The organism is Changchengzhania lutea, from assembly GCF_006974145.1.
GTDB classification, from domain to species: Bacteria; Bacteroidota; Bacteroidia; order Flavobacteriales; family Flavobacteriaceae; genus Changchengzhania; species Changchengzhania lutea.
Map to the genome: position 1 here is coordinate 1,784,724 of NZ_CP039456.1, position 18,282 is coordinate 1,803,005.

15 protein-coding genes and 1 tRNA gene are annotated in these 18,282 nt (G+C 33.1%); 11 read left to right on the forward strand and 5 right to left on the reverse strand.

Going from position 1 to position 18,282, the window contains the following annotated elements:
• Positions 1-11: 11 nt before the first annotated feature.
• From FAF07_RS08210 to FAF07_RS08220, 4 genes are all read right to left on the reverse strand, one after another.
• Positions 12-464: a 6-pyruvoyl trahydropterin synthase family protein gene (locus FAF07_RS08210; RefSeq protein WP_142784643.1), complete on the reverse strand. Its 453-nt coding sequence runs from the start codon at positions 462-464 to the stop codon at positions 12-14.
• Positions 465-563: 99 nt separating this feature from the next.
• The gene (locus tag FAF07_RS18535) at positions 564-740 is read right to left on the reverse strand and encodes a hypothetical protein (protein WP_185956545.1); all 177 of its coding nucleotides are present in this window, start codon (positions 738-740) and stop codon (positions 564-566) included.
• Positions 741-779: 39 nt separating this feature from the next.
• The gene (locus tag FAF07_RS08215) at positions 780-2,114 is read right to left on the reverse strand and encodes an MATE family efflux transporter (RefSeq protein ID WP_142784644.1); all 1,335 of its coding nucleotides are present in this window, start codon (positions 2,112-2,114) and stop codon (positions 780-782) included.
• Positions 2,111-2,611, reverse strand: coding sequence for a GNAT family N-acetyltransferase (locus tag FAF07_RS08220; RefSeq protein ID WP_142784645.1), 501 nt, complete (start codon positions 2,609-2,611; stop codon positions 2,111-2,113). The genes FAF07_RS08215 and FAF07_RS08220 overlap by 4 nt, the downstream gene beginning before the upstream one ends.
• 57 nt (positions 2,612-2,668) lie before the next feature.
• Here FAF07_RS08220 and FAF07_RS08225 point away from each other — a divergent pair, with 57 nt between their 5' ends.
• Together FAF07_RS08225 and FAF07_RS08230 are read left to right on the forward strand one after the other, a co-directional pair.
• Positions 2,669-3,463, forward strand: a complete 795-nt coding sequence (locus tag FAF07_RS08225; RefSeq protein ID WP_142784646.1) for a universal stress protein — start codon at positions 2,669-2,671, stop codon at positions 3,461-3,463.
• Between the two features lie 5 nt (positions 3,464-3,468).
• Positions 3,469-3,542, forward strand: a tRNA-Ala gene (locus FAF07_RS08230).
• Positions 3,543-3,762: 220 nt separating this feature from the next.
• Here the strand turns inward: FAF07_RS08230 and FAF07_RS08235 are convergent.
• On the reverse strand, positions 3,763-5,067 hold the full coding sequence (locus tag FAF07_RS08235) for a hypothetical protein (RefSeq protein WP_142784647.1): 1,305 nt from the start codon (positions 5,065-5,067) through the stop codon (positions 3,763-3,765).
• A gap of 157 nt (positions 5,068-5,224) precedes the next feature.
• Here FAF07_RS08235 and FAF07_RS08240 point away from each other — a divergent pair, with 157 nt between their 5' ends.
• From FAF07_RS08240 to FAF07_RS08280, 9 genes are all read left to right on the forward strand, one after another.
• On the forward strand, positions 5,225-7,627 hold the full coding sequence (locus FAF07_RS08240) for a TonB-dependent receptor (protein WP_142784648.1): 2,403 nt from the start codon (positions 5,225-5,227) through the stop codon (positions 7,625-7,627).
• 103 nt (positions 7,628-7,730) lie between these two features.
• Positions 7,731-9,377, forward strand: a complete 1,647-nt coding sequence (gene pruA / locus FAF07_RS08245; protein ID WP_142784649.1) for an L-glutamate gamma-semialdehyde dehydrogenase — start codon at positions 7,731-7,733, stop codon at positions 9,375-9,377.
• Between the two features lie 5 nt (positions 9,378-9,382).
• Entirely contained in the window at positions 9,383-10,387 is a 1,005-nt protein-coding gene (locus tag FAF07_RS08250; RefSeq protein WP_142784650.1) for a zinc-dependent alcohol dehydrogenase family protein, read from the forward strand.
• A gap of 8 nt (positions 10,388-10,395) precedes the next feature.
• The gene (locus tag FAF07_RS08255) at positions 10,396-12,462 is read left to right on the forward strand and encodes a hydantoinase/oxoprolinase family protein (RefSeq protein ID WP_142784651.1); all 2,067 of its coding nucleotides are present in this window, start codon (positions 10,396-10,398) and stop codon (positions 12,460-12,462) included.
• A complete protein-coding gene (locus FAF07_RS08260; protein WP_142784652.1) occupies positions 12,459-14,129 on the forward strand; it encodes a hydantoinase B/oxoprolinase family protein in 1,671 nt (556 codons plus the stop codon). Before FAF07_RS08255 ends, FAF07_RS08260 begins: the two co-directional genes overlap by 4 nt.
• A 23-nt stretch (positions 14,130-14,152) precedes the next feature.
• Positions 14,153-14,467 (forward strand): cupin domain-containing protein, encoded by a 315-nt coding sequence (locus FAF07_RS08265; protein ID WP_142784653.1) that lies wholly within the window; start codon positions 14,153-14,155, stop codon positions 14,465-14,467.
• Positions 14,468-14,559: 92 nt separating this feature from the next.
• A complete protein-coding gene (locus FAF07_RS08270) occupies positions 14,560-15,417 on the forward strand; it encodes a hypothetical protein (RefSeq protein ID WP_142784654.1) in 858 nt (285 codons plus the stop codon).
• A 10-nt stretch (positions 15,418-15,427) separates the two neighbouring features.
• On the forward strand, positions 15,428-16,708 hold the full coding sequence (locus FAF07_RS08275; protein ID WP_142784655.1) for a cytosine permease: 1,281 nt from the start codon (positions 15,428-15,430) through the stop codon (positions 16,706-16,708).
• A complete protein-coding gene (locus tag FAF07_RS08280) occupies positions 16,709-17,893 on the forward strand; it encodes a proline dehydrogenase family protein (protein ID WP_142784656.1) in 1,185 nt (394 codons plus the stop codon).
• The last annotated feature ends 389 nt before the right edge of the window (positions 17,894-18,282 follow it).

Consider the following 18,282-nt stretch of genomic DNA (forward strand, 5'->3'; position numbering starts at 1 on the left):
GTGGTAACGCCCTAATTATTATCTGTGGCGTACCATTCGGCAAAAGAGGTATCTGTTTCTTGCAGCTTTAAAGAGTGCAGGGTAATATGATTGGGCAATCGGTTTTTTATTTTTTTTGAAAAATCAATTACCATCATTTCGCTTGTGGGTTGGTAATCTACCAACAAGACACTGTGGTCGCGATCTTGGAGTTCCTTGGCAAGTTCGACATGCGGGGTGTTTTTATTGAAAACGGTCGCATGGTCAAAGACGTCTACAATTTCTTCTTTCACGATTTTTTTTAAGTCACCAAAATCGATAACCATACCGAATTTGACGTGGTTGGAATCTGTAATGGGTTGGCCAATAACGGTGACAGACAATTTGTAGCTATGCCCATGGACGTTTTTACATTTACCATCGTACCCGTAAAGGGCATGACCGGTCTCAAAAGAGAATTGCTTTGTGATGCGAATATTGCTCATTATTTATTTTTTCTTCTGTTTACTATGTAAACGATGGTTAAAACTACGGCTAATAAAAGGAATAATCCGTTGCCGCTTATAAATGACATGATATCCATATTAGTCTTTATTAATGCGTTTTTTGTTGAATTTATAAATCATGTAAGCGATTAAAACCAACACCACGAATGGTAACATGGAACCTATAAAAACCCCGATTTCGTAACCCTTATCTGGGGCATTTTGCACTTTTTCTCCAATATTTACCTGTTGAAGATATGCTAAAAATAAAGTCATATTGGTTATGGATTGCTCAATGCCTATTATTGCCCAAAGTTAACTTTTTTGAGAAAGCGGGATAAAGATTTTTCTAAAATTTATAATTAAAGGAATGCCACGAGCGATAATCCAAACGGTAATACCAATAAAAATAGCATGAAGTTTCAATCCTAAATAATCCAAACCAAATAGGATGGGAACAAAAACCAAGAAGGTAGATACCAAAAGCACGTTTCGTAAGTATTTCATTTTCCCGAGCCCTTTGAAGATGCCGTCAAAAATGAATGCCAAAGCACAAAAGGGTTGCATGATCAGTACAATCCAAAACACATTGTAGAATGTGCTTAATACTTCAGGGTCTTTTGTAAAGAGTAATCCTAATGGATGGTAGAGAATACCTCCAATACTACCTGTAATTAAACCAATAATAATACCATAAATAATGAGCTTATTACTGAGTGCAATTAATAGCGTATAATTTTTTTCGCCTAATAATTTCCCTGATAAAATATTTCCTGCACTGGCATAACCGTCTATAATAAATGCTCCTAAAAACCATAAATTTATTGCTATAGTATAAGCTGCAATATATTCTGCCCCGTAACTTGTAGCAAATGCACTGGCATAATATAACGTGACATTTAGCGCTATGGTACGAACAAACAAATTGAGAATCATGAGCATAAAGCGCTTGATTTCTTTATTAAAAGGGAAGCTCAATTTTAAAGGAATGATGGTCTTAGTCAGCAGGAAATAAGCTGATAATATGGCCATAACACATTGCGCTATCACACTGGCATAAGCGGCACCCTCGATATTCATGGGCGTAACAATATTAGTAATGCCATAAACTAAAATGAAATCTAATATAATATTTAAAGAGGCACCAATAATGGCTATTAGCATGGGGTAATAAGTGTTTTGCAAGCCCCTAAATGCTCCAAATACGGCGATGGTAAATAAGGTAAAAGGGAAACCAAACACGCGTATTCTGTAATAATCTATACTGTATTCCAATATTAAATCTGAGGCGTTGTAGAGTTTAAAAATTTGTCTTGCAAACGGAAAGGTTGCTAGAATGATTAAAATGCTTAAAGACGTGATTATAAAGATAGCTTGCGCCGGGAGATTTTTTATTTGATGCAGTTTATCTGCTCCAAGATATTGCGAAACTATCGAGGAAATGGCACTACGTGTTTGACCTAGTACCCAAATAAGCATAGAAAGAAATGTGGTTACTATGCCAACGGCCGCTAAAGATTCGGTGGCATTTATCGATATATTACCAACAATAGCAGCATCTGTTAACGATAAAATGGGCTCTGATATACCTGAAATTAAAGCAGGGATAGCGAGTTTGTTAATGTTTTTAAAACTAATTGTAGCGCTCAAAGTATTCGTTCGTAACAGTAAAATGGATATTCACTTTGCTTAGGGAAATAAATATTGCCCAATCTTTTATAGCCGCGAAGTTCGTAAAATTTTTGGTTTTTGCTATTCTGTGAAAAAGTATCTAATCGTATGGAGTTAACATTATTATTACAGGCATAGTCTTCTGCAAATTTCATCAGGTTTTGCGCGTAACCCAGTCCTTGATACTCGGGGTGAACTGCCAACCGATGAATATAAATATTATCCAAATTGGGTGTTAACCATCTTATAGGTTTATATTCGGCATCCATAACTATTGAGAGGGTAATACAGCCAACAATATTAGAATCTTTTTCTAAAACGTACAATTCACTTCTGTTGGCGTCATGTATAAAGGCCTGTGGGTTTGGGTAAAATTCATTCCATTGGAAAATGCCCTTAGAAATCATATGGACAGCACAAGCTTTTGTTATTTCAATAATTGAATCAATATCTTCGAGGGTTCCTTTACGAATCATTTTTAATGTTTACTTTTGCAGTATTGTTGCTGTAAAATTAATGTTAAATTTGTTATCATGAAGAATATTTTAGTACCCGTAGGATCTTCAAAAAATGCCGTGAGCCATTTGCAGTACGCTGTAGATTTTGCTGAATCATTTGGAGCTAAAGTTTTTGTTGTACAAATATATAACGTATTTACAAAAGCGGGTACGATGATTAAGGTAGATCACATTATACAGCGTGAAAGTCTGGAGTTTTTAAAGAATTTGGTTGCTAAGGTTGATACTAAAAATGTTGAAGTCGTAGTCAAGTCCTTAAAAGGTCATTTAGTTGATACTCTAGAATTAGCGTGTAAAACAGCGGATATTGATTTATTGTTAATTGAACCAAGAACAAATTCAATTAGTGACGACGTGTATTTGGGGAAAACTTCTGGCAGAATTATTAAGCAAACGGATATTCCAGCTTTGATAGTTCCTGAAGGTTACAAATTCAAATCCATTAATCGAATTTTAATGGCGGTAAAATCGGCCATTATAAAAAAGAAAAATGTACTTAATCCTTTAAGGGCTATACAAAAGCATTTTAAAGCAGAGGTTAATTTACTACTTGTAAAAACGCCGTATTATAATGATGGAGATTTTAAGGTCATAGATGATTTATCTGAAATAATTACGAATCAAAGTACTACTGAAAATGCGACAACTTTTCAAGGTGTGCTTAAGAACTTAGACTCTATAAATCCAGATATGCTATGTGTAGTACGTCGTAAACGTGGATTTTTCACTAAGAAGTGGGAGAAAAACGAAATCATGAAAAAGGATTTCTCTAGTGCCATACCAGTTTTGGTCTTAAAAGGGTTAAAATAAATAAAGGGGATGTAGCTCAGTTGGCTAGAGCGCTTGACTGGCAGTCAAGAGGTCGTCGGTTCGAATCCGATCTTCTCCACAATAATAACAAGGATTTACAAGGTTTCACGCTTTTAAAGTCTCTTTAATTTGCACGCAATTTGCACGCAAAAAAGAAGTTTAAGTCAATTTATATTCATTTGATATAAATTGACTTAAATTGATTTGGTTATTTATTTTTTCTGGAAGTTCAAAGATTTTAATTTTGTCTTATATGATTCTTATAAAGATAAATAAGTTCGCTTTATTCTAAAATAGAATCACTTTTCAAGATATTCATCAATTTTATTAACTAATGAGTTTTCTAAATCATTCTTATTTAAATAGAATTCTTTGTTTTGTTCCATAAATTTCTTTAATGCTTTGTATTTTTTCCACAATAGAACCTTTCCATTTAAAACATTAGCCCCTGAATAGACAAGCATATGCCCTAAAAATAAATCTCTTTCTAACGGCTGTACCTGTAAGGAAAATTGTGAAAAGGACTTATCCTTTTCGCTAAATTCAGATATTAGGTAGTTTTCAGTTCTGTTAATTCTAGCTATTCCAATCAAATTGGTATTATTGATTTTAAATTTCAATTCCCCCAGTTCATTTAATACTTCAAAAGTAATAGGAATCAAATAATTGTTTTTATCCATATAAAACCCTAAATATTCTCCTATTAGAAAATTTACAATTTCAAGTCTATTTAATGAAACAGATAAATCGGAATCTTTGTGAGGTAGAATGCCATCCACCTCCATTCTCTGAGAGTATAAATAATGATGAAAAATCGGGTTAATTTCTTTGCTCCTCACTTTTTCGTTTTGTTCTTCAATATTATCTACCTGTTCAAAAATCAGCTTTCCTATTACAGGGTTATTATTTCTGTTGAAGCCATTATAAGCACCTAGTAATACAGGTTTTGTTTGCATATTGTTTCCATAAAAAATATTAACGAAACATTCTTTATTTAGAGTTGAGTTTTCCTTACTAAAATAAAAGGATAACGCGCTTTCTCCTGTAGGCACACATTTACCGAAATATTTATAGAAAGTAGGTTCAATATTTTTTTCCCAATATAAAATTTCCCAAGACGCACTCTTCATCTTATAAATTGTGAATTTAGATTTAATATAGTATTGTCGGTCTTCTACATAATAACCCACATAGTAGAGCGCATCTACATCATTGGAGTTTTCGTCAATATTACTATCTTCTTCGTTTCTAATATCGGACCCTATAAAGGGCGAGTTTTTTAAATATTCACTATAATTATTATATCCAGTAGCAATAATTAAAAGTGATAAATAATCTCTTCTTAGCTTAATGTTTTTACTGTTACCTTTTTCAATTTCTTTAATCTTATTATATAGGTATTTACCATTAATCCATTGGCCAGTAATTTCAGTTATATATCCTTTTAGATTTGGCCTATTTTCATTGTAGTTTCCGAAACCGTAAAGCTGGAATACGGTGAGGGTTTTAATTTCGATGTTATAATGCCTTGAAAAAACAGTTAAAAGCTCTCTATGAAGGCTAGATATAAAGCCATTTGAAACTTTTATTCCACGTATATTCATTTGTCAGAATTTTATAAACTATGTGAAATTAGTAATATTCCATTTAAATTCCTATAAATAATGAATAACATCAAATAAACAGGAATGATGGAATAAATAATATCTTGTTCATAGATTTACCAAAACAAATGAATAAACTAACTTAAATACTTTTAATATGAAACATGTATTTCTTTGCATTTTATTGATTTCATCGATATTTGCTTATGGACAATCTAAGAAAGATATAGGAGGGAAAATCGTTGATGACTCAGGCAACCCCCTTACTGGCGCTACAGTTATTGAAGGCGGAAATCCAAGTAATGGCGTCATTACTGATTTTAATGGTGAATTTATTATAACTGTTAATGAAGACGCCAAAGATTTAGTAGTATCTTTTTTAGGGTATAAAACAGAAACAGTACAACTTACCAGTAATAATCTAAATATTGTAATGGAATCTGAGGCTAGTCAATTAGATAACGTTGTTGTTAAAGGTTTTTCTTCTGTTGCAAGTAAGGCTCGTGTTAGAGCTCAGGCAATACAAAGCTTGCCAGAAACAACGGTTGCAGTAAATGCAGCCACAATAGAATCTAGCGGGATTGATAATATTCAATCGTTTACGTCTCAAATTTCAAATGTTACTTTTAACGAGGCACAGCAACCTGGAGTAAATTTTCTCACAGTTCGTGGAATTTCACAAATTAGGAATGCGGAATCTCCTGTTGCTGTTGTTATTGATGGAATGACATTGCCAGATGCGAGTGCTATGAATATGTCATTATACGATATTGAGTTATTAGAGTTTGTAAAAGGCCCACAAGGAACACTTTACGGTAAAAATGCCATTGCAGGAGCAATTAATATTACAACAAAAGACCCTACAAATAAAAACAAAACTAAGGTCATACTATCAACAGGCAATGGTGGGTTATTTGGTGCTGGATTATCTTCTTCAGGAGCTATTACAAAGAACAAATTCTACTATAGTGTTACAGGCAGGTACAATACTTTCGACGGTTTGATTAATAATACTTTTTTAAATGAAAAAGTTGATTTTTCAAAAGAACATAACATTAGAGCCAAATTGAAATATAGATTTAGCCCAAGATGGTCTGCAACATTTGTGCAGGACAATTTCAAGGTAGATGCAGGAGGCAATTATTATGTAACTAAAACAGATATTTTTGATCCAAACATTCCTGTACTTGCTGATGATGATTATTCTAGTGAGCCGTTTGGTGATGTTCAAGGAGATTCAGAACTCTCAAACTCATTAAGTAGCCTTAAAATTGAAGGCTCATTGAAGAAGGCAAAAATTCAATCTGTTACCTCTTATAATGCAACTAAAAGATATTACATAGGTGAAAATGACTATTCCCAATATGCATTTAGTAAAGTATCGCAACAATCGGATTCTGATACTTTTAGTCAAGAAATTAGATTAACATCAAATGCCAGCGAAGATTCTAAATTGAATTATACTTTTGGAACACTGTACCAAAATAGTAAGCGTTATTTAAACACTTCAACTTTTCTTAACAGAACATTTTACGAAGGAGGTTTTGTAGATGCATCTGCAGAAAATGCAAATTATAGCACAGACCCATTAGTTGGAAATGATGATGATAATACGATACAAACACTAGCTGCTTTTGGATTTTTAGACTTTAAAATATCACCTAAGTTTACACTATCTGCAGGAGTTCGTGTAGATTATGATAAATTAACTAATGAATCTCGTATATCCAACACATCACAAGAAAACGATATAACAGTTTGGCAGCCAAAATTTTCAATGGCTTATGAAATATCCGAAACCGTATTGGCATACGCTAACTATGGACGTGGTTATAGAAGCGGAGGTTTTAATTCAGACGAAACTGTAAAATTTGACAAGACTTATAAACCAGAATTCACTAACAATTATGAAATAGGTTTAAAAACAAGTTTCTTAAATAACAGAATTATTTTTAACAACTCGTTTTACTTCATAGATTTTGAAAATCAGCAACAATACACTTTTATTCCTGTAACACCTTCAGTACTCGGAATCTATAATTTTGAGGAATCTAAAATCTCAGGATTTGAGTCAGAAATAAAATTTAGAGCAACAAACAATCTTGATTTCTTTGCAAGCGTAGGGTTTAATGATGGTGAAATAAAAAAAGGAAACTACAACAGATTGACCAATGCTGCTGCATTTGATTATGATACACACGAAGATGTAGACGTTAGTGGAAACACATCACCCTTTACCATAAAAAGTACAATTCAAGTTGGTGCAAATGCTAATTTTGAATTAGGAGAAAACTCGAAATTAGGTTTTCATGTAAATGTTGACAATAGGGGTACTCAATATTGGGACCCTCTTGAAGAGTACAAACAAGACCCATATACTTTAGTGAATGCAAGAGTTAATTTAAAATTAAATAAAGTTGGCCTTACACTATGGGCCAATAATATTTTTGATACTGATTTTAATACGGAGTTTTTTCCAACAGCAGAATTTGGGTTTAATAATTTAAGGTTTCCCAATACACCAACTACAATCGGAGTAGACCTATCCTATAGGTTCTAAATTCATTGAAATAGCTCGATAATTAAAAAACTTCTTCCTATCTGAATTTAGGTAGGTAGGGGTGATTAATTAATTTTCTCAAATTTTTAATAAAACATATAAAATGGCATCAGGATTTTATAATATCCCTAAAGTGGTCAATGAGCCAGTTAAACAATATACTCCAAACAGCATTGAGCTTAAAGAAGTACTTAATGTTTATAAAGCAATGAACCATGAAATTATAGATATTCCATTCTATATAGGAGGTAAGGAAATACGAACTGGTAAAACAATTTCTATTTCTCCCCCTCATGAGCATAAACGAAAGGTCGGACAATATCATATTGCCGATAAAAAACACGTAGAGCAGGCTATCACAAATTGTTTGGAAGCCAGAAAAAATTGGTCAAAAACATCATGGGAACACCGTGCTGCAATATTCTTAAAAGCGGCAGAACTTTTAGCTGGTTCATATCGAGCTAGAATGAACGCTGCAACAATGATAGCACAATCAAAAAATGTATATCAAGCTGAAATTGATTCTGCATGTGAAATGATTGATTTCTTTAGGTTCAATGTGCAATTTATGACCGAGATTTATCAAAATCAGCCCCAATCTTCATCAGGAGTTTGGAACAGAATGGAATATCGAGCCTTAGAGGGGTTTACTTATGCGGTAACACCGTTCAATTTTACGGCGATTGCAGCAAATCTACCTGCATCAATGGTTATGATGGGTAATGTTTGTGTATGGAAGCCTTCTAGCAATCAAATATATTCAGCAAAAGTAATTATGGATCTTTTTAAAGAAGCAGGACTACCAGATGGTGTTATTAATGTTGTATACGGAAACCCCGCTTTGATTAGTGATATTGTATTGGCTCATCAAGATTTTTCAGGTATACATTATACAGGTTCTACTAATGTATTTAAATCACTTTGGAAACAAATAGGAGACAATATTTCCAACTATAAATCCTATCCAAGAATTGTAGGTGAAACAGGTGGGAAAGATTTTATTTGGGTGCATCCTTCAGCTAATTCAAAACAAGTAGCAACAGCTATTTCTAGAGGTGCTTTTGAATATCAGGGCCAAAAATGTTCAGCTGCTTCAAGGGCATACCTTCCAAAAAGTTTATGGAAAGAAGTGAAAAGCTATGTTGTAAACGATGTTAATAGTATGAAAATAGGAAGCCCCTATAATACATCCAATTTTATAAATGCCGTAATTAATGAAGCTTCATTTGATAAAATTTCTAGTTATATAGAACGTGCAAAAAAAGATAAAGATGCCGAAATAATAGTTGGTGGAAGTTGTGATAAATCAATTGGTTATTTCATCGAGCCTACAGTTATTTTAACCACCAACCCCAAGTATACAACTATGTGTACAGAATTGTTCGGTCCCGTTATTACAATATATGTTTATGAAGATAAAGATTGGAAAAAAACTCTAAAACTAGTAGATGAAACTTCTGAATATGCTTTAACGGGGGCTATTTTTAGTAATGATAGATATGTAATTGATTACGTTAGTAATATTTTGGAAAATGCTGCTGGCAATTTCTATATCAATGATAAGCCAACGGGAGCAGTTGTAGGACAACAACCCTTTGGAGGCGCTCGAAGTTCAGGGACTAATGATAAAGCAGGTTCTATATGGAATTTGTTACGTTGGGTATCTTGTCGCACAATTAAGGAAACATTTGTGTCTTCCTCGAATTACAGCTATCCATTTATGGGAAATGAAAACAATAATAATAACTAGAAAACATGAAAATTAATTGCAACGTAATACAGTTTCATAAAACAGGTGAGTTAGATGTTTTAAATATGGAAAATGTAACCATAGAAGACCCAGTTAATGATGAAGTCTTATTCAAAGTAGATGCTTTTGCTTTAAATAGAGCGGATGTTCTTCATTATCAAGGTTTTCATACAACCTTACCTACTTTTCCTGCACGTATTGGTTCTGAAGCCACTGGTGAAGTTATTAAGGTTGGTAATAAGGTAACTGATTTTAAAGTTGGCGACAGAGTTACTTCTATACCATTTAATACGTCTAAATATGGTGTGCAAGGAGAATATGCTATTGTGCCACAAGATTACTTGAGTAAAGCTCCCAAAAATTTAACGGTAGAGGAAGCTTGCTCTATATGGATGCAATATTCTACAGCTTATTTTGCCTTATTTCACGTAGGTAGCGTAAAAAAAGGAGATTATGTTTTTATTCCTGCCATTTCTAGTTCAGCGGGCTATGGTTGTTTTGAATTGGCAAGAGAAGTTGGAGCCATTGCTATAGGATCAACTAGGTCAAGCACTAAAAAAGAGGAACTAAAAAGACTAGGTATTAACGATCTTATAATAACAAACGAAGAGTCTGTTGAGAAAAGGTTAAAGGAAATAACAAACGGAGAAGGTGTTAGCTTTGTGTACGACCCTGTTGCAGGAAGTTTTATTCACGAATATTTAGATTCCTTATCAATGGGTGCTGTGGTGATTATTTATGGATTGTTAGATCCAAACCCAACACCATATCCATTAGTTCCACTTATTAGAAAAAAAGCCATAATGGATGCTTATTCCCAATTCAACCATGTAGAGGACATTAATAAACTAAACGAATGCAAGTCTTATATTTTAGATAGAATTGAAAAAGGAGCATTAAAACCTATAGTGAGTAAAGTTTTTGATTTCAATGATTACAAAAAGGCCTATGAATATATGCTTTCAAATCAGCAGGTAGGAAAAATTGTGGTTAGAGTAAATAATAAATAATAATGCATATGAGAGTCGCAACAGATATTGGAGGAACTTTTACTGACCTTGTATTTTTTGATTACGATCGAAAAACTAAAGAGGTTAAAAAGGTTGAGGTGTCAAAATCTAGCACAACACCAGGAGAATTCGAAAAAGGGATTTTAAATACTATAAAAAAAATAGATTTAGATTTAAATACTATTGATTTTTTCGCTCATGGAACAACAGTAGTCATTAATGCCATTACAGAAAGAAAAGGTTCTAAAACAGCATTAATTACCACCGAAGGTTTTAGGGACGTTCTTGAAATAGCAAGAGGTACAAGACCAGATTTATACAACTTTAACTTTAAAAAAGAAGACCCGTTTGTAGAGCGATACTTGAGGCAAGAAGTAAAAGAGCGTATTAATTATTTGGGTGAAATCATTATACCCCTAAATGAGACATCTGTAGATTCACACATCGCAGAGTTTATAAAAGAAGGTGTAGAAGCGATTGCAATCTGTTTTTTACATGGATACAAAAACCCTATTCATGAGAAAAAATTAGCTAGTTATATTCGCTCTAAATATCCACAATTTGAAGTCATAACTTCACACGAAGTCACTAGAGAATGGCGGGAATATGAGCGCACGAGTACTACTGTACTTTCTGCATATGTGAAACCTATAGCTACAAAATACTTAAATAATCTTACCCATCATTTAAAAAAACTAGGTTATAAGAACAATCTATACATCATGCAATCTAACGGTGGAATTACCACTGTTGAAGACGTAAAGGCAAATCCTATTACCTTAATAGAATCTGGTCCAGCAAGCGGTATGCTTGGTGCTGTAGTACTAGGTAAAACAATAGGTAAAGAAAATTTGTTGGTTTTAGATATTGGAGGTACTACTGCGAAATGTTCTCTAATTGAAAATGGAATACCAAAAATTGTAACGACTTATAATATTGAAAAAACAAAAACTCAAAGCGGTTTTCCTATACTTACTCCGGTAATTGATATTGTAGAAATAGGAAATGGTGGTGGCAGTATTGCTTGGTTAGACGATGGTGGTAAGATGCGTGTTGGTCCAAAAAGTGCAGCTGCAAACCCAGGTCCTTCGTCTTATGGAAAAGGAGGTATGAACTTTACAACTACAGATGCCAATGTAGTGTGTAATCGCATTCATAAAGACTACTTTTTAGGAGGTGAATTAAAACCTGATTTTAACAGTTTACAAAAAGCAGCAAAACCACTTTGCGAAGAATTAAATATGACTATGGAAGAAGTGGCACGTGGTGTCATTCGTGTTGCTAATTCTAATATGGTTAATGCCTTGAAAAGCGTTTCTGTAAATAAAGGCTATGATCCAAGAGATTTTTCATTAGTAGTTATAGGTGGAGGCGGACCCATGCATGGAGCATATTTGGCTGAAGAACTACAAATGCCAGAAGTTATAATACCATTAAATGCTGGTGTGTTTTCGGCATTTGGAATGTTAATGTCAGACTTAAGAAGAGATTACATTCGTACAGACGTGATGGATTTGAATGAAGAAAAATTTTCAACTCTAAAGAGTGTTTTTCAAGAAATGAAAAATGAGGCCACTAAAGCTTATGTAAGAGATGATTATCAAAAAGAAGATATCAAATTTGAGTATTATTTAGATTTGCGCTACAATGGGCAAGAACATTCCGTAAAACTTGGTGTCCCTAATTTAGATAATTTGAAAATGGATGAAATTGAAAATAATTTTAATCAATTACATAAAAAGCGCTATGCTTTTAGCCTTACCGATACTAAAATCGAAATCGTTAACTATCACTTAGTAGCAGAAGTAATCGTAAACAAACCAGTTATTGGTAAAGTCGAAGCTAAATGTAACACTATAAAAGATGCATTGATTGCTAGTGAAAAAGTAGATTTTGATGAATCAGGTACTCACGAGAGTCAATTTTTTGATCGGGATGAATTAGATCCAGGGATGACAATTCAAGGTCCAGCAATTATTGTTGAACAATCTACATCAACAGTTGTACCCCCAAAGCATCAATTCAGAATTGATGAATATGCAAACATCATTATAAGCAAAATACAATCATTATGAGTTTAAATAAATTCACATCAGATATCATTCAAGATTCATTAATCTCGATTGGTGAAGCCATGTTTGAAACTATTCAGCGAACCAGTATGAGTCCTATCATTTATGAGGCGTTGGATTATGCGGTTGGAATTACAGATGGAGAAGGTCGTTTACTAGCTCAAGGTAACGGAGTAATTACATTTTTGGCAGCTATGAGTCTTGTAGTAGAAGATACGTTAAAACGATTTGGAGAAGATAATCCTTTAAAAGAGGGGGATGTTGTTATGGCTAATACGCCGTATGCTGGCGGTGGTACACATTTGTCAGATATCGCTTTAATTACACCTATTTTTTATAAAGGAGAGCATGTGGCCTTTACAGTAAATAAGGCACATTGGACAGATATTGGTGGGACAAATCCTGGTTCAGTATCAACCGTATCTACCGAAATTTATCAAGAGGGGATGCATTTTCCATTTATTAAAATAAAAGAAGAAGGAAAGATAAATGATGCTGTTGTTAAAATGATTGAAGCTAATGTAAGATTGCCAAAAAGTACATTAGGAGATTTGTTTTCGGGTATTGCAGCAAATGAAGTTGGTGCAGAAAGAATTATAAGACTCATAGACAAATATGGTTTGGAAGCTTACAAACAAGCTGCCGAAGAATTTATGGAATATGGTGAAAGAATTAGTTTAAAAGAGCTGAAAAAAATTCCAAACGGAGTTTATGAAAATACAGGTTGGATAGAAAATGATGGTTTTGGAAATGGTCCTTTTCCGCTAAAATTAAAAATAACAATTTCAGATGAGAATATGATTTGTGATTTCACAGGATCTCACGAACAATTAAAAGGGCCGTTGAATTTATCTAGAACAGGATTAGAAACAGCCGTTAGAGCCGCTTTTAAATCTATAACCACACCAACACTACCTGCCAATAATGGGTCTTTTAAGCATGTAAAATTAATATGTCCAGATAACACGATTGTAAGTGCTAAATCACCTGCTCCCATATCTGTTTATTATGAAGTGTTTTTAGCAGCAATAGATTTATTATTAAAAACATTAGGCCCTGTAGTCCCAGATAAGCTGCCTGCAGGTCATTTTAGATCAGTATGTGTAACTTATATTTCTGGTATTCATCCTGTAACTAATGAATTTTATGTACAAGCAGAACCACTTTCTGGTGGTTGGGGAGGTTGCGCTACACACGATGGTAATCGAGGTCAGTTCTCTTATGCACACGGTGAATCTTATAATATTCCTGCAGAAACTAGAGAAAGAAAATATGGAGTTGTTGTAGAAGAATATGCGTTTCATAATGAAGGAGGCGGATATGGAGAATTTCAAGGTGGAAATGGACAATATTTAACATTTAAGATTTTATCTGACGAGGCATTCTTAACTGGGGCTTTTCTAGGGTATTCAATACCTACTTGGGGACTTTTTGAAGGTAAAGAAGGAAGCTATAATTATTTTACCGTAATAAGAACAGATGGTTCTGAAGAGACCTATAATGTTGTAACAAACGTAAAATTAAGTAAGGGAGATCGAGTAAAATTAGTTACTGCTACTGGTGGCGGGTATGGAAATCCTAAAAATCGCCCTATAGAAAAGGTTGAAAAAGATATTAAAAACGGATTTATCACAAAAGAGCAAGCTTTAGAATATTACAACTATTCTTAAATAAAATAACTATCAGTAAAAAGATGGAAGTCAAAAAATTAACATTTCCCGAAGTAGATGATTACTATTTAAAAAATATTTTCCAAAAGACTGAAAAAGGTGTTGTAGCACAATGTGGTTCGGTCGTTTTAACCAAAGGTCAATTACTTCCATTTAAAACATTGGACTCTCATGAAGTTACCTATTTAATTTCAGGAAAGTTAAAAGTTTCAACTAAAGATGGAGATGAGAAAGTAATGAACGGCGGCGACTTGATATATCTTAATAAAGAAGAAGTACGAAAAACAGAAACCCTAGAGGATAGTAAAATTCTATTCTTTCTGTTTAACGATATATAAAAGCAATTTTTAAGTGTAAGTTGATTAGTTTGATTTAGTTCTAGAAAAGCGGAGGTAATCTTCGCTTTTTTAGAATTGCAAAATGAAAGGAAATGATAAAGCCAATAATTAAGCTGTTTGATAAACAAGTTTTGTTTTGGGAAAGCCCAAAAATAATACGACGAATTAGTTCTTTCTTGGTGTTATCATTTATAATCTGCGGAATATGCAGTTCCTTGGTTTATTATAAATTAATTTCTGTGGGTCAGTTGAATAATGTTTTTAAGCACCCTTTTTTTGCTATTGAAGTAGCTTTTACCATTCTTCTAATTTTAGAGTTGCTAAGTCTGATTTTTGTATTACCCAAGTCGGTTTCAAGGTCTATGGGTAAACAATTTGAGTTATTATCGCTCATTTTTTTAAGAGATGCATTTAAAGAATTCAGTCACTTGGATAATTTTCTACTATGGGGTGAAACCAAAGAAACCATTATCAGCATGCTTGTTTATTCTTTCGGAGCTTTGGTGATTTTTGGGGTAATGGGATTTACGCAAAAACTAAATCGTCAAATTCGATTGTCGGAAACTTATGTAAATCAATTTCAATTTGTGCGTATAAAAAAACTATTGGCACTGTTTTTATTGATTGCATTTTTTCTTATTGGTATTCGAGACTTAGCAGTTCTTGTCCAGACAGGAACGTATCCACATTCGTTCGATACTTTCTACACCGTTTTAATCTTCACGGATATAATTATTGTTTTAGTTGCATTGCGCTATACCATTAACTACTATCGGGTTTTTAGATATACGGCATTTGTTCTTGCTACTATTCTTATACGAATCTCCCTCACTATTGAACCTTATTATAACGTAGCTCTTGGAGTTTTGACTTCAATTTTTGTATTGATTTTGGCAATAGTTTATAACCATCTACAAAAAGGGCTTACCAAAAGAGAACTAACAACTTAAACTTTTTAATATGGAAAATACTTCAAAAAATTCAAAAGAAAATATAGATTCTGCTTTCACACCTATACCTGCAAATGAACGTCAACCTTGGTATGTTCCAGCTATTATATTTGGTGGACTAGAGTTTTGCATTCCTGTATTATTAATAGGAGGAATTCTAATTGGAAATTTTAGCATACTAGAAATTATAGGAATTTTAATGGTAGGTCTCGTATTTTTCCAATGGATTGGGAATGCTATTCAAGGTTATATCGGTGCTAAAACGGGTTTAACTTCATCAGCTTTGGCTGCTTTAAGTTTTGGAAAAGAACAATCTAGAGTAATTGTAGGTATTGTTATTTTGATGTTAACTTTAGGCTGGTGGGCTATTCAAACCTCAGTTGCTGCAGATGCTTTTGTAGCGTTATTGGGGATTAATAAGCAGGAAGATTTATTATTATATATTTTGAGTACTACTGTTATCGGTTTTCTTTTTGCTATTCCTTCGATATTAGGTTATGGTTCTATAAAATGGGTAGATTATATAGCTATTCCTGCAGGATTGATTTTGGTTACTGTAGCACTTTATTTATCTATTAACAATTTAGGATGGGAAAAAATAGCATCATGGAACCCAGAAGGAAGCATGTCTTTTGTTGAAGCTATTAATTTGGTTATTGGTATTAATGTTGCCCAGTGGCTAATTGCTCCAGATTATACCCGATTTGCAAAGCCTAGGTGGAGAGATAATATTTTAATTCCATTAGGTATTATTATCGTAGGGTTTCCTTTGTTTATAGTTGGTGGTATTATGTCTATGGGATCAGGAAATTCAGATATTGTACAAGTCATGCAAGAATTAGGTTTTCCAGCTTGGGGATTTGTAGTCTTGTGGGTGGCTACTTGGACGAGTCAATTGGTAAGTAATTACACAGGAGGTTTGGTGCTTTGCAATATGTTTAATTTGAATGATGATAAAAGTAGAAAAATAATGACGATGCTATTTGCGGTAGGCGGAATTATATTAGCACTGGTAGGTATTATGAATCAGTTTGTTAATTTTCTTTATGCCTTAGCTCTCATAATCCCTTTAATTGCAGGCGTAATAATGAGTCATTACTTTTTTGTTAATAAAACTGATTTTACACCAAAGCAATCTTGGAATTGGTTAGCGACAATAAGTGTTGTTACTGGTCTTTTAGTTGGTTACTTAACTCAATATCAATACTCAATAGGTGTTCCTGCTGTTCAATCATTAATAGTCTCTGGAGTTGTATATGTACTTTTAAATAATTGGCTGAAACGTAAATAAATGAAGCAAATATTTGACAATACTGAAATTGCACTAGCATTAAAATCAGATTCAGAACTTGATAGGGCTTATTTTCTATTTAAAATGATAAACAAAGAACCACTTGTGAAGATTGGTGCTGCGGTAACTAAATTTGCTTTGAATGCAAATCTTCCAGTTGAAAATTTGATTCGTTCTACAGTTTTTGACCATTTCTGTGGTGGAATAAATGAAGAGGATTGTCTTAAGGGAATTAACAAAATGTATACTAAAAATATGCATACTGTTTTAGACTATTCGGTTGAAGGAAAAGAAGAAGAAGAGCAGTTTGATTATGCTGTTCAAAAAACCTTAAGTACATTAGAATATGCAAAAAATCACAAGGCAATACCTTTTGTAGTATTTAAACCAACAGGCTTTGGAAGATTTGAAATTTATCAAAAACTTACAGAAAGAATTACTTTAAGTGATTTAGAACATGAAGAATGGGATACTATCAAAAAGCGATTTCATACGGTTTGCAAGAAAGCTTATGATAGTGATATTCCCGTTTTAATTGATGCTGAGGAAAGTTGGATGCAAGATGCAGGTGATGATTTAATTGAAGAAATGATGATGACCTACAATAAAAAACGAGCATTAATATTTAATACATTGCAGGCATATCGTTGGGATAGGCTCGACTATTTAAAGAATCTACACCAAAGAGCTAAAATCAAAGGATTCAAAATCGGAATGAAATTGGTTAGAGGTGCTTATATGGAAAAAGAAAGGGAACGAGCTTTCAAAAAAGCCTATAAAGATCCTATTTGTGTAAATAAAAATGCAACTGACAACTTGTATAATGATACTTTGAAATATATAGTAGGAAATTTAAATGATATTGAATTATTTGCAGGAACGCATAATGAAGAAAGTTCATATTTGCTAATGAACTTATTAGAACAAAAAAATATATATCAAAACGATAAACGAGTTTGGTATGGACAATTGTATGGTATGAGCGACCATATTAGCTATAATTTATCTGAAAATGGATATAACGTAGCAAAGTATTTGCCATTTGGCCCTGTTAGGGATGTAATGCCATATTTAATTAGAAGAGCGGAAGAGAATACCTCGGTTGCTGGTCAAACTTCGAGAGAGTTATTTTTAATTAAAAATGAAAAAGAGAGAAGAAGCCAATTAAAAAAGCAGATGTTTTAATAGAAGTTTAAAAAGTTTCGGCTCTTACCTAGTACCTAGTAAGTCCAATGTGCAAACCTTAAATCTCTTGGAATGAAGAAGTTTTAAAGCAACTTTTATAGATGAGCTAATTATTTATTCCAGAAATCATATTAAGTTCAATAATAATTCGATTCGAAATTCTCTTTGTTCTCTCTACTACAATTTTGCAAGGCTTAATTTTATGTATTTAAAAACATATACAATTTGTAAAATCTCCGTTTTCAAATTTCAATATTTCCTAATATTCCTAATCTCTATTGTTAATAACCTAAAACCTGTATCAAAACGACCAATAATTTGCAATTAAGAATAGTGTCATATAATATCATTTACAGGCAAAAAAAATTATATATAGAATGTAGAATAAA

Coding starts and splice junctions, on each gene's coding strand:
- FAF07_RS08210 (WP_142784643.1), bottom strand. CDS start 464: ATGAGCAATATTCGCATCACAAAGCAATTCTCTTTTGAGACCGGTCAT.
- FAF07_RS18535 (WP_185956545.1), bottom strand. CDS start 740: ATGACTTTATTTTTAGCATATCTTCAACAGGTAAATATTGGAGAAAAA.
- FAF07_RS08220 (WP_142784645.1), bottom strand. CDS start 2,611: ATGATTCGTAAAGGAACCCTCGAAGATATTGATTCAATTATTGAAATA.
- FAF07_RS08225 (WP_142784646.1), top strand. CDS start 2,669: ATGAAGAATATTTTAGTACCCGTAGGATCTTCAAAAAATGCCGTGAGC.
- FAF07_RS08235 (WP_142784647.1), bottom strand. CDS start 5,067: ATGAATATACGTGGAATAAAAGTTTCAAATGGCTTTATATCTAGCCTT.
- FAF07_RS08240 (WP_142784648.1), top strand. CDS start 5,225: ATGAAACATGTATTTCTTTGCATTTTATTGATTTCATCGATATTTGCT.
- pruA (WP_142784649.1), top strand. CDS start 7,731: ATGGCATCAGGATTTTATAATATCCCTAAAGTGGTCAATGAGCCAGTT.
- FAF07_RS08250 (WP_142784650.1), top strand. CDS start 9,383: ATGAAAATTAATTGCAACGTAATACAGTTTCATAAAACAGGTGAGTTA.
- FAF07_RS08255 (WP_142784651.1), top strand. CDS start 10,396: ATGAGAGTCGCAACAGATATTGGAGGAACTTTTACTGACCTTGTATTT.
- FAF07_RS08260 (WP_142784652.1), top strand. CDS start 12,459: ATGAGTTTAAATAAATTCACATCAGATATCATTCAAGATTCATTAATC.
- FAF07_RS08265 (WP_142784653.1), top strand. CDS start 14,153: ATGGAAGTCAAAAAATTAACATTTCCCGAAGTAGATGATTACTATTTA.
- FAF07_RS08270 (WP_142784654.1), top strand. CDS start 14,560: ATGATAAAGCCAATAATTAAGCTGTTTGATAAACAAGTTTTGTTTTGG.
- FAF07_RS08275 (WP_142784655.1), top strand. CDS start 15,428: ATGGAAAATACTTCAAAAAATTCAAAAGAAAATATAGATTCTGCTTTC.
- FAF07_RS08280 (WP_142784656.1), top strand. CDS start 16,709: ATGAAGCAAATATTTGACAATACTGAAATTGCACTAGCATTAAAATCA.